The following is a 12,452-nucleotide window of genomic DNA, read 5'->3' as shown; positions in this document are numbered from 1 at the left end:
CGGCTGAACGGGTGCGCGGGACTCGCGCCGTGGGCTCTCGCCACCCCTGAATGTTTGCGTAAACATGCCGGGCGTGACAAGTCCCCCCGACGCGTGATCTTGAGGGCGGCCCGCACGAGTGCGTCGGGGCTTGGGCAAAGGGGGCGTACCGGCACGCGGCCCGACCCGCGGCGGGGGCGTCCGGCGCGGGTCCGGCTACGGCTACGGACTGGACTCCGGCTCCGGCTCCGGCTCCGGCTCCGGCTCCGGCTGCCGACCGGGCTACGGCTGGGTGGTTCCCAGGATCAACCGGCCCACCGCGTCGCTCAGGACGTCACGTGCCTCGGCGTCGAGACCGTCGTCCGACACGAAGTAGTCGATCTCCGAGAGGGTGGCGAACCTGCTCAGGCCCACGACTCCCCATTTGGTGTGGTCCGCGACCACGGCGATCTGAGTGGCGCATTCGATCAGCGCGCGGTTGGTCTGGGCTTCCGCGAGGTTCGGGGTGGTGGCGCCGGCGCGTTCGGAGACGCCGTGGGCGCCGATGATGAGCAGGTCCACCTGGAGGGAGCGGATCGCCTGGTCCGCCAGGGGACCGACCAGGGAGGCCGACCTCGTGGGAGAGCCGCCCGTCAGGAGCAGCGTGTGGTCCGTGGCGCCGGGCTCCGCCCCCGTGGGTCGAAGGAGTTCTGCGACCGGCAGGGAGTTGGTGACGACGGTCAGGCCGGGCATGTCCCGGAGTCGGGTGGCCACCGCGTAGGACGTCGTCCCTCCGGAGATGGCGACGACGCTTCCCGGCTTGACGAGGGCGGAGGCCGCCTCGGCCACCGCCGCCTTGGCCCGTGACTCCAGACCGGCCTTGGTCTCGAAGGCCGGCTCGTCCCCGGTCGTGACGGAGGCCCGGATCGCCCCGCCGTGCACCTTCGACAGTGAGCCGCTGCGGGCGAGCACGTCGAGGTCCCGGCGGATGGTCATGTCGGAAACGCCCAGTTGTTCGACGAGTTCGGCGACGCGCACGGCCCCGTCGCGGCGCACGATGTCGAGGATCAGGGCCCTCCGATGGGGTGCAAGGGGTGCTGATTCCGTCACGTTGTCGTCCCCGCTCCTCTGCGCGCCGTCCGTGTGTGGTGTCAAGGACACACGGCAATCCTCACAAACGAACAGTCTACGTCGAGGGGTCCCGGGCTCCACCGGTTCTCATTCGATGCGCCGGGCACCGGAGGCCGGGGACACCGGGAAGAGGTGCGGATCCCGGTACCCGGCGGAACGGAACGCCGCGGTGACGGCGGCGCCCACCGCCTGCGCACGGCTCTCGTCCACGAGCACGATGACGGAGCCGCCGAAGCCACCGCCGGTCATGCGCGCTCCGAGCGCTCCCTGTGCGAGGGCCGTGTCGACCACGAGGTCGCTCTCGGCGCACGAGATCCGAAAGTCGTCACGCAGTGAGGCGTGTCCCGCCGAGAGGATCGGACCCAGCTCCGTGACGCGTCCCGCCCGGAGGTGGGAGATCGATTCCGCGACGCGCGCGTTCTCGGTCACGATGTGCTGGACCAAGGGCACCAGGCTCGCGGGGAGCACCCTGTGGGTGGAGGGCAGGTCCGTCGGGGAGACGTCTCGCAGTGCCGCGACACCGAGCAGGCGGGCGGCCTGCTCGCACCCGGCCCGCAGGGCGGCGTAGGCACCGTCGCCGAGGTCGTGCTTGACGCGGGTGTCCACGACGAGCAGGCGCAACCCCTCCAGCTCCGGGGCGAACGGCACCTGTTCGTGGGTCCCGGCGCGGATGTCCAGGTGAAGGGCCGCGCCGGCGGTGCAACAGGCCGAGGCCATCTGGTCCATGACGCCGCACGGCACACCGGCGAAGCCGTTCTCCGCCCTCTGTGAGATCCGGGCGAGCGTCGGCGCGTCGAGGCCGAGTCCGTACAGGTCGTTGTAGGCGAGGGCGACCGCGCATTCGAGGGCGGCGGACGACGACAGGCCCGCGCCGGTGGGCACGGTGCTGTCGACGTGGAGGTCGGCGCCCCCGACCTCGTGTCCCGCTTCGCGCAGTGCCCAGACGACTCCCGCCGGGTACGCGCCCCACGTGGTGACGGCTCCGGGGTTCAGGTCGGCGACATCGAGGTCGATGACGGGGCCGTCGCCCTGGGCGCTGTGCAGCCGCAGCCGTCCGTCGTCGCGGCGTCGCGCCGCGACCAGGGTGTTCTGGGGGATGGCGATGGGCAGGGCGAAGCCGTCGTTGTAGTCGGTGTGCTCGCCGATCAGGTTGACGCGGCCCGGTGCTGCCCAGATCCCGTCCGGTGAGGCCCCGTGGATGTGTCGGAAGGCCTCTTTCACGGGGTCTCCTCCTGAGCGAAGGACCAGGCGTCGGCAATGATGGCATCCAGATCGGTGCGGCGCGGTCGCCAGCCGAGGCGCTCGCGCGCGAGGGCGGCGGAGGCGACGAGCACCGCGGGGTCACCGGGACGGCGGGGGCGCACGAGCGCGGGAATCGCGCGGCCCGTCACCCGCCGGACGGAGTCGATCACCTCCCGGACCGTGAAGCCCTCGCCGTTGCCCAGGTTGCAGACCAGGTGCTCGCCGGTGCGGGCCGCGGCCAGGGCCAGGAGGTGGGCCTCGGCGAGGTCGGCGACGTGGATGTAGTCGCGTACGCAGGTGCCGTCGCGGGTGGGGTAGTCGTCGCCGTACACGTCGACGTGCGGGCGCCGGCCCCGGGCCACTTGGAGGACGAGCGGGATGAGGTGCGTTTCGGGGTCGTGGCGTTCGCCGTGGCCCGCATGGGCGCCGGCGACGTTGAAGTACCGCAGTGACGCCGCGGCCAGACCGTGGGCGACGGCCTCTCCCGTGATCAGGTGGTCGACGGCGAGTTTGGTGGCGCCGTAGGGGCTGGTCGGTGTGGTCCGGGCGTCCTCGGTGATCGGCACCCGTTCGGGTTCGCCGTAGACGGCCGCGGTGGAGGAGAAGACGAGGGTGCGTACGTCGGCGCGGCGCATGGCGGCGATCAGCTCCAGTGAAGCGGCCACGTTGTTGCGCCAGTACTTCTCCGGGTCGCGCACGGACTCGGCCACCTGTGAGGACGCGGCGAAGTGAAGCACCCCCGCGTACCCGGGGTCCAGAAGGGTGGCGGCCTGCGCGACCGAGCCGCGTACGAAGTCGGCACCCTCGGGGACGGCCTCCGACACGCCGGTGGTGAGGTCGTCGAGCACCGTGACGCGGTGGCCGGCCGCGAGGAGACGTGCCGCGACCACGCTGCCGATGTATCCGGCGCCGCCGGTGACGAGGTACTTGCTCACGAAGCGACCTCCCGCAGCCGCCGGGCCGCGTACTCCGGGGCGACGTCGTTGACGAAGGACTCCATGCCGGATTCGACCCCGGCGAGGAACTTGAGCCTGCTCGCCGACCGTCGCACCGTGAACAGTTCGAGATGCAGGGCCAGTTCCTGCCCTCCGGTCTTCGGTGCCTGGTGCCAGGCGGAGATGTACGGGGTGGGAGGAGGCGGCGAGGCGTCTTCCTGCCGGTGGAACAACCGGTCGAACCTGCGCAGCAGTTCGAGGTACATGCCGGGGAACTCCGCGCGTTCCGCCTCGGTGAGGTGGGTGAGGTCCGGGACCCGGCGATGGGGGTAGACGTGCACTTCGTAGGGCCAGCGGGCGGCGTACGGGACGAACGCCGTCCAGTGCTTTCCGGCCAGGACCACCCGTGAGGCGGCGGCGCGGGCCTCGGCGAGCAGGTCCTCGAAGAGGTTTCCGCCGGTGACGCGCCGATGCGTGTCCGCGACGGCGACCATCTTGGCGGTACGCGGCGGTACGAAGGGGAAGGCGTAGACCTGCCCGTGGGGGTGGGCGAGGGTGACGCCGATCTCCGCGCCGCGGTTCTCGAAGCAGTACACCTGCTCGACGCCGGGCAGGGCCGACAGATTCTCGGTGCGGTCGGTCCAGGCATCGAGTACGAGACGGGCCCGGTCCTCGGTGAGATCGGCGAAGCTCGCCCCGTGCTCCGGAGTGAAGCAGACGACTTCACAGCGCCCCATGCGTCCCGCCAGGGAGGGGAAGCGGTTCTCGAACACGGCGACCTCGTACCGGGCCGCCGGGATCTCGCTGTGGTGCCCGTCCCAGGAGGGGCACAGCGGACACGCGTCGGACGGCGGGTGGTGGACGCGTCCCTGGCGGTGCGAGGCGATCGTGACCCAGTCGCCGGTCGCCAGGTCCAGCCGTAGCTCCGGCCGACTGTCGACCGGCTCCAGCGGGCGCAGGTCGACCGTGTCGCGATCGGCGCTGCCGTCGCGGTCGTAGTAGATCAGCTCGCGGCCGTCCGCGAGCTTCGTCGTGGTTCTCTTCACCGAACGTGCCCGTCTCTCGAAGTACGGCGGCCCTCAGAGCCACACGCACACAAGAATAAACACGACTCAACGCAAGTCAACATTGAATGCTGTTGTTTATTTGTGCGAGGCGCGCGTGTCGCTCGGCGCGAGCGGAGAAAGGGGTCACTGTGGGCCATGGTGAACGCCGACCGCATGACGGCGTGCGCGCGCGGCGGGGTGCACGGTTGACGAGCACCCCGATGTGGAGCCCACGACGGCCGCGTGGGAGCCGTTCGGAACGTCGGCGTGTGAACACGGAAAGGGCGATGTCGCGCCGGCCCGGCTACGGGGCCGCGGCGGATGTCCCCCCGTGCGTGTGGGGGCGCGGTCACGCCCCCCGGGTGTCCGCCAGGATCAGACGGCCGACCTGCTCGCCGAGGGCGGTGCGCGCCTGCTCGCCGAGGCCGTCGTCGGACACGAAGTAGTCGATGTCGGACAGTTCGGCGAATCGGCTCAGGCCGACGACGCCCCACTTGCTGTGGTCGGCCACCACGGCCAGCCGCGTGGCGGCGGAGATCAGGGTGCGGTTGGTCTCCGCTTCGGCGAGGTTCGGAGTGGTCACGCCGGCGCGTTCGGAGACGCCGTGGGCACCGACGATCAGGAGGTCGACCTGGAGGGAACGGATCGCCTGATCCGCCAGCGGTCCGACGAGTGACGCGGACTTCGTGGGCGCACCGCCCGTGACCAGCAGGGTCGGCCCGGCGGACCCGTCGTCCGTCCCGGTCGGCCGCAGCAGGTCCGCCACGGGGAGGGAATTGGTCACCACGGTCAGCCCCGCGATGTCCCGCAGACGGTGGGCGACGGCATACGTCGTCGTTCCTCCGGAGAGCGCCACGACACTGCCGGGCCGGACCAGTTGGGCGGCCGCGTCCGCGACCGCCGCCTTGGCCGCGGACTTGAGGGTGAACTTCGTTTCGAAGCCGGGCTCGTCGCCCGTGGTGCCGGACGTCCTCACCGCCCCGCCGTGGACCTTCTCGACCGATCCGGCCTTGGCCAGCACGTCCAGGTCCCGACGAATGGTCATGTCGGAGACGCCGAGCTGGTCGACGAGCGCGGCGACGCGCACCGCCCCCTTCCGGCGCACGGTGTCGAGGATCAGTTCCCTCCGTTGGGCCGCCAGCGGTGCCGACTCTGCCACAATCCCACCCGATGATCTCTAGCGAATTCCGGACGGAGATCAATTGTACACTGCATACAATAAGGCTGGGCAAGGGGTTGTCGGCCGGACTGCGCAGAACTTTCACACCGCAGGCCGGAACTGCCGCTCGCGCACCCGCTTGAGCTGCCCCAACAGGGCCGGGCGAGGTACTTCCCGGGGCCGTTCCCCGCACTTTCGTTCCGTCACTTGTGCTTTATGGCGAGGAAAGGACCCGACGGTACCGAAATGCAACCACCGGTCCTCTCCTGCACCTCGTGTGGTTGATTGCGTTTCGATAGGGAAAGGCAGTCCGCCGTCCCCTTTCTCCCTCCACCATCCGTGGGCGGGATGCGCGACGAGGCCCGACCCCTTAACGGAGCGAGCCTCGTCGTGGGTCGGGTCAGGGTCAGTGGGGCAACCCGACGGCGCGTTCACCGCTGCGGCGCTGCTGGATGACGACGGCCGCGACGAGGAGGGCGCCCTGGGCGACGTTCTGCCAGAAGGTGTTGATCCCCTGGACGGTCAGGCCGTTCTCCAGGGCGCCGAGCAGCGCGACGGCCAACAGGGTTCCGCCGATGCCGCCCTTGCCGCCCTTGAGCGCGCAGCCGCCCAGAGCCGCCGCCGTGATGGCCTTCAGCTCCAGTCCCTCGCTGCCGGAGACGGGCTGCCCGGAACCGGTGCGCGCGGTCAGGAGGATGCCCGCGACCGCGGCGACCACACCGATGAGCGCGTAGACCGCGACCAGGTACTTGTTGATGTTGATGCCCGCGAGGCGCGCCGCGGTGTCGTTGCCGCCGATCGCGTAGATGTTGCGGCCGATGTCCGTGTACTTGAGCAGGACGTGCACGGCCAGTGCCACGACCACCAGGATCCAGATCATGACCGGTATGCCGGCGATCTTGCCGCGGCCGAGGAACACGAAGAAGGGATCGTTGAGGACGTAACCCTGCGCGCGGCCCCCGGAGACGAGTTGCGCGACGCCCTTGTAGGCGGCCAGGCCGGCGAGGGTGGCGATCGTGGGGTTGACGCGTCCGTAGACGATGGCGACGCCGTTGACGACGCCGACGAGTATTCCGACGCCGATCGCCGCGGCCATGCCGAGGTAGGGATTGGATCCGGCGGACGTGAAGACCATGGCGCTCACGACGGAGGCCAGGCCGGCCTGGGACCCGACGGAGATGTCGAGCCCCCCGCAGATGATCACGACGGTCTGCACGATGGCGAGCAGACCGGTGATCGTCGCCGCTTCTCCGATGACCTGGATGTTGGAGAGGCTGAGGTAGTTGTCGTTGAGGAACCCGAACAGGGCGAGGACGAGGACGAGGGCGCCGATCAGGCTGAGGTTCTGACCGCCGAGTGAGGAGAGCAGCGCTCCCGTGGTCTTCCGCGCCGGAGCGGGGATGTTCTCGGTGGTGGCCGGCGTCTGGGTGGTGGTCATCGAGCGTCTCCATCGGCGGAGTCTGTGAGCGGTCGGTCGGATGCGACGGGAGCCAGGTCGTCGGCCATGGCGAGATTGAGGATGGCTTCCTCGGTGGCTTGCGAGCGGTCGAGTTCGCCCGTGATGCGGCCGTTCTGCATCACGACGATCCGGTCGGCCAGCCCCAGGACCTCCGGCAGTTCGGAGGAGATCACCAGCAGGGCGACCCCTTCCCGGGCGAGGTCGGCGATGATGCGGTAGATCTCGGCCTTGGCCCCGATGTCGATGCCGCGCGTGGGTTCGTCGAGGATGAGGACCTTCGGCTTGCGCAGCAGCCATCGGGCGAGGACGACCTTCTGCTGGTTGCCGCCCGACAGTTTGCGCACTTCGTGCTCGATGGAGGGCGTGCGCACCCGCAGCCGGTCGGAGAATTCCTGCGCCAGTGTCTTCTCCTGACGGCTCTGGACGAAGCGCCGGCGACGCAGGCGGTCCAAACTCACCAGGGACATGTTGTCGCGGATGGAGCGGTGGAGGAAAAGCGCCTGGGCCTTGCGCTCCTCGGGGGCGAGCCCGATGCCGGCGCGGATCGCGTCCTTGGGGCTGCGCAGCCGCAGCGGCCGACCGTTCACGGAGATCCGACCCGACCGGATGGGCTGGTCGCCGGCGAGGGCGAGGGCCAACTCGGACCGTCCGGCTCCCATGAGGCCGGCCAGGGCGACCACTTCTCCGGCACGAAGGTCGAGGTCGATGTCGGCGACGTCGTCCGTGGTGACGCCTTCCAGGCGCAGTACCACCTCGTCGCGGGCGACGTCCTGGCGCACGAAGAGGGCGGAGAGGTCACGGCCGACCATCAGGCGGACGACCTCCCCCTCGTTCGTGTTGCGGGCCTCCAGCACACCGGCGACGGCGCCGTCGCGCAGAACGGCTATGCGATCGGCGAGGTGGAAGATCTCCTTCATGCGGTGGGAGACGTAGATGACGGCGATGCCCTGGTCACGCAGCCGGCCGATCAGGGCGAAGAGCGCCTCGACCTCGTTCTCGGAGAGCGAGGAGGTGGGTTCGTCGAAGGCCATGACCTTCGCGTCGCCGGTCAGCGCCCGCAGGATCTCCACCAGCTGGCGTTGCGCGGCGGTGAGTTCGGAGCCCAGCTGATCGGGGTGGATGACCTTCTCGAATCCGAGTCGGATCAGGTCGGCGGTGATGCGGCGGCGCAGCTCGGCCCGATCGAGACGGCGTCCGGCGCCGCGCGGCAGGGCGCCGGCGTACACGTTCTCGGCGACCGAGACGTGCGGAATGATCTCGGGTTCCTGCGGGATGATGCGGATCCCGGCCTTGTGGGCCTCCTGCGGGGAGGACAGGGTCCGCGGCCGTCCGTCCCACAGGATGGTGCCCTCGGTGGGCTGGTGGTCACCGGTGAGGATCTTCAACAGGGTCGACTTGCCCGCGCCGTTCTCGCCCATGAGGGCGGTCACCTGACCCCGGGGGAAGGTCAGCGTGACGCCACTGAGCGCCTGTACCGGACCGAAGCGTTTGGTGATGTTCTCCACGGCGATCTCTTCGCCGCGGTCCTGGGCGGAGGCGGCGGCAGTCGGTGGCTCTGTGCCGGCTGTGGTCATGGGGGCCTCGCAAGCTGGGGGAACGTGTGCCGGTCCAGCGGCGCTGCTGGTCGGCGGTGGTGGGGACGGGTGGCGGGTACGGCGCCGCCGCGGCGGGGCCGTACCCACACTGGCCGGGGGCGGCCTCAGCCGCAGGTGACTCCCGCTTCCTTCCAGTTGGAGGCGTCGACCATCCTGGTCGGGGCGAAGGCTTCCTTGGGGAACTCCTTGCCGTCCTTCAGCTTGTGGTACATCGTCTGCACGGCCAGGGCGCCGACGTCCTTGCCGTTGATGAAGAGCGCCGCCTTCATCCCGGAGGGCTTGCCCGAGCTCCAGTTCTTGCAGGCGAGGTAGGCGCCGAGGCCCACGCCGATCACGTTGTCCGCCTTGAAGCCCGCGTTCTCCAGCGCGGTGACTCCGCCCTGGACGTTCTCGTCGTTGCAGCCCCACACCACCCAGTTCTTCACGGAGGGGTTCGCGGTGATCGTCGCGGCGATCTTGTCCTGCGCGCCGGTCGGAGAGTTGTCCGTGGGCACGTCGATGTTCTGGACCGGTGCGCCGGCGCCCTCGGTGAACGCCTTCTTCGAGGCGTTCACGCGGTCGGTGCACACGGTGACGTCCTGCTTCCAGGCCGAGATCGTCCGGGTCTCCGCCGGGTTCCACCCGGACTTCTTGAATTCCTCGGCCGCCCGCTTGCCGACCTCGCCACCCATCTGCTGCCCGCTGAAGCCGATGCGGGGCACCAGGGCGTCGGCGCCACAGGCGGACGGGTCGGGGCCGGTGCTGCAGATCTGGTCGTCCGACGTCAGCAGCGCCACCTTGGCGTCCTTCGCCAGCTGCACCACCTGCGGCCCGACGGCCGGGTCGGGGACGACGACGATCAGCCCGTTGCTCTTCTGCGAGATGGCCGCCTGGGCCTCGCTCACGGTCTTGTTCGCATCGTTGCCGAGATTCACGATCTTCAGATCGATGCCGAGCTGAGCCGCCTTCGCCTGCGCACCGGCGGCTTCGCCGATGAAGTACTCCTGGTCGCCCTGCTTCTGCAGATAGGTCAGGGAGAGCTTCCCGTCGACCTTCCCCACGTCCGTGCTCCCGCCCGTCGTCTCCTGGCCACTGGAGCACGCGGACAGGGCGAGCACGGAGGCCAGACCCAGAGCCAGTACGACTACCGGTCGGCGGTGGTGGTGAGTGAGCATGTCGTTCCCTTTGCTTGGACGGGTCGCACAGGGGCGACCAGTGGGGCACGTGCGTGGGGGTGGAGAAGGGGTCGGTCCTCGTTGCGTTCGCCACCCGGAGGTTGTGGGGCCGGACGAGGTTGTTCGAGAGAGAGCCGTTCCGGCCTCGCTCGACGATGAACCGATGGAGAGACCGACTCCCGCACGAGGAATCCTTCACAGTCGGTCTCTTTCAAACTTGATGCAACAGAGAAAAGCGCTGTTTCCTTCATAAGTCAACAGTGTGAACCTTGGGTTTCTGATCGATGCGCCCCCGTGACCTTTCGCGACTCACTCGGCCCACAACCCTTCCACCCCTTGAACTGCGGTCCTTTGACCTCCCCGAAAGCAGCGGGTCGAGTCGGACGTGGCCCTCGCCAACAGGACGCTGACCAACGTCTGACGCATGTTGATATCCGCTGCTTCATGTTCGACTCTGTTTGTCTACTGCTTCCCGTGCGTGGTTCGCGCGGAGGATCGGTTCCAGCGCTGCCCGGCAGCCGGCTGTGCGAACGAGGACGACAGGAGCCCCGAGGGCGCCTGAGGTCACGGCGTGGCCCGGTGCGCTACGGGCTCGATCCGGCCGGCCGCCGCGGTGCCTTCGCGAACGGCGTCGACGTGATCACCACCGGCTGTCACGACGGAGCGCCGGCGCAGCAGTGGCGGCTCGACGAGAGGGGGCTCCTGCGCCTCCGGACACGGACCGGTGGCGGAATGGACGGCCGGGACGTGCTCCGAGGCGCGAAAAGGCTGCAGAGACTCGGCGGTGGCCGCCGGGGACAACCCGTGCTCTCCACCGACGCGGCGGGGACGGTGCCCGTGCCACGGCGCCCCTGCCGGCGTCGGCGTACGGTCGCGGCGGGGCCGCCGGCGCCGCACCGGCAGCCGGAGGTTCCCGAGCCGGACGAGTGACGCCGTCGCGGCTCGGCCTCCGCCGGGGGCGCGGCCCGGTCCGCGATGCGGATGGCGTCGCACGGTTGCCGGTCGGTCATCCGACTCACGGCGGAGTGATGATTCGTCGACACGTGGGGAACGTCCTGGGTGGGAAGTGGAAAGTCGCCCCATTGTTCAGGACAGGACGCCCTGACCGATAGTTCTTTCCGTCGAGAATCTCGATATCCGCACCGCAGTAATGCGGTTCGCATCTTCTGCGTTTCTCTTCACGCGCAGAGCGAATCGCCGGAATTCCTCAAGCCGAGGTTCCGGTTCCATGAGTTCCACCACGCACGCAATGCCCGAACGATCGGATGTCGAATGACGTGGATCCCCCGTACATTTCAGCGCCGCGTCTCGGAGGGCGGGCAGGCTGCCCGCAGAGGACGGTCGGGCGCACCCCGGCCGGATGGCCCGGAGCCACCCGGCGGCAACCTCACACCGAACAGAATCAGACACACATGCAAGGAAGTCAACAGGCAAATCCTGGCACAGCCGCTTTTCGCACGGCGGATCGCGCACTTCAGCACGCGGGGCATCGCCCCGTGTCACATCGCACCGAGCCCACACGTACCACCGACCCATCCGCGACCTGCTCCCGGAACACCTCCTTCCCGGACTCCCGCCCAGGGTCCAATTCCCGGGCGACGAGGCCCGGATGACCCCTGAGGTGCGTTTAGCCGATCGTTATCAACTGAGGTCCCGATGGGGCTGGATCTTCGCGCTTCACACACAGTAGGTTCACCATTCACTCCCCTCCCTCGCCGCACGGTCGTCCCACAGAAAACGCGACGTCGGGTTTCCCGCCCCGACGCAGAGCCGACACATCCCGAGTTGCACGGCGCCACGCGCCGAGGGGCCGTGCGGCATGTCCCGGAAATCCGACTGGAGTCCCGTGAGCACCCCCTTCTGCCCTCGATGCGGTGACGTCCTGCAGTGCGCCTGCATCGCCGCCCACGACATGGCAGCCGCAGGCCGGGCCGGCGCTTCGGCACAGTTCGACCAGGAATGGGTGCGGCCGTACCTCTCCCTGCACGAACCGGCGCCGACCGACGGGCCGGCCCCGACCACGGTGGCATGGGTCGTCCCGCAGATGGTCCACGAGAGCGAACTCCCGCCCGGCAGCGAGAGGTTCGGCCCACCCGTGGTCCTGGTCAGGCCGGGATCCCACCGGGCACACAAACCCGCGCGTCGGCGTCGACGGCTCCCCCTGACCGCGGCGCTCGCCACCCTGATCGGCTCCGCGGCCCTCGCGGGCACGTACGTGCTCGGGCGGGACCAGGACAGCCGGGACGTGACGGCGCCCCCTCCCGCGAGCAGGCTCGACATGGTCGACGAGGGCGAGACGCACGACGCGACACCCGAACCGCCCCGGCCCCCGGCCTCGCTCCCGGGCAGCGGGCGCCCGGGAGCGCCGTCCGTCGCGCGCAGCCTGCCGAGTACCGCGCCCTCGGCAGCCCGGCCCGCGCCCTCCACGCCCACGTCCACCGCCTCACCTGCGAGTCCCGCACCGTCCACCGGCCGCGAGGAGGACGACGCCGGCGCGACCCCCTCCCCCGCGACGTCGACGACTCCCGTCGAGAAGCCGACGCTGCGCCGACGTGACTCGGGGCCCGAGGTCGTGGACCTGCAGCGGCGTCTCGCGCGGATCGGAGCGTGGGACCTGCCCAAGCGGGGCCAATACGACCAGAACCTGCGCAACGCGGTCGCCCGGTTCCAGGCGGCGCACGGCGTGCACGGCGACCCGCCCGGTGTCTACGGACCGGCCACGCGACGGCTGCTGGAGTACCTCACGCCCTGAAGAACGCCGAGCGATCGGCAG

Annotated in this window: 9 protein-coding genes; 1 reads left to right on the top strand and 8 read right to left on the bottom strand. The window is 69.8% G+C overall.

The annotated features are described in order from the left end of the window. Positions 1-261: 261 nt before the first annotated feature. The 8 genes from ACQEVM_RS36425 to ACQEVM_RS36390 form a co-directional block, all read right to left on the bottom strand. A complete protein-coding gene (locus ACQEVM_RS36425) occupies positions 262-1,068 on the bottom strand; it encodes a DeoR/GlpR family DNA-binding transcription regulator (protein WP_433086628.1) in 807 nt (268 codons plus the stop codon). A gap of 108 nt (positions 1,069-1,176) precedes the next feature. After that, positions 1,177-2,310, bottom strand: coding sequence for a galactokinase (gene galK, locus ACQEVM_RS36420; protein ID WP_433086626.1), 1,134 nt, complete (start codon positions 2,308-2,310; stop codon positions 1,177-1,179). Further along, on the bottom strand, positions 2,307-3,266 hold the full coding sequence (gene galE / locus ACQEVM_RS36415; RefSeq protein ID WP_433086624.1) for a UDP-glucose 4-epimerase GalE: 960 nt from the start codon (positions 3,264-3,266) through the stop codon (positions 2,307-2,309). Before galE ends, galK begins: the two co-directional genes overlap by 4 nt. Next, positions 3,263-4,312: a galactose-1-phosphate uridylyltransferase gene (gene galT / locus ACQEVM_RS36410; protein ID WP_433086623.1), complete on the bottom strand. Its 1,050-nt coding sequence runs from the start codon at positions 4,310-4,312 to the stop codon at positions 3,263-3,265. Before galT ends, galE begins: the two co-directional genes overlap by 4 nt. A gap of 349 nt (positions 4,313-4,661) precedes the next feature. Beyond that, positions 4,662-5,471 carry a DeoR/GlpR family DNA-binding transcription regulator gene (locus ACQEVM_RS36405; RefSeq protein ID WP_433086621.1) on the bottom strand — a complete coding sequence of 270 codons (810 nt, stop codon included), beginning with the start codon at positions 5,469-5,471 and terminating at the stop codon, positions 4,662-4,664. Between the two features lie 406 nt (positions 5,472-5,877). Continuing rightward, positions 5,878-6,909 carry an ABC transporter permease gene (locus tag ACQEVM_RS36400; protein WP_433086619.1) on the bottom strand — a complete coding sequence of 344 codons (1,032 nt, stop codon included), beginning with the start codon at positions 6,907-6,909 and terminating at the stop codon, positions 5,878-5,880. Next, positions 6,906-8,504, bottom strand: a complete 1,599-nt coding sequence (locus ACQEVM_RS36395; RefSeq protein ID WP_433086617.1) for a sugar ABC transporter ATP-binding protein — start codon at positions 8,502-8,504, stop codon at positions 6,906-6,908. Before ACQEVM_RS36395 ends, ACQEVM_RS36400 begins: the two co-directional genes overlap by 4 nt. Positions 8,505-8,629: 125 nt before the next feature. After that, entirely contained in the window at positions 8,630-9,679 is a 1,050-nt protein-coding gene (locus ACQEVM_RS36390) for a substrate-binding domain-containing protein (RefSeq protein ID WP_433086615.1), read from the bottom strand. Between the two features lie 1,846 nt (positions 9,680-11,525). Here ACQEVM_RS36390 and ACQEVM_RS36385 point away from each other — a divergent pair. After that, entirely contained in the window at positions 11,526-12,431 is a 906-nt protein-coding gene (locus ACQEVM_RS36385; protein ID WP_433086613.1) for a peptidoglycan-binding protein, read from the top strand. Positions 12,432-12,452: the final 21 nt, after the last annotated feature.

It is taken from the genome of Streptomyces sp. CA-243310, from assembly GCF_050936775.1.
Classification (GTDB): Bacteria; Actinomycetota; Actinomycetes; order Streptomycetales; family Streptomycetaceae; genus Streptomyces.
This window is presented reverse-complemented; position numbering and strand designations above follow the sequence as displayed.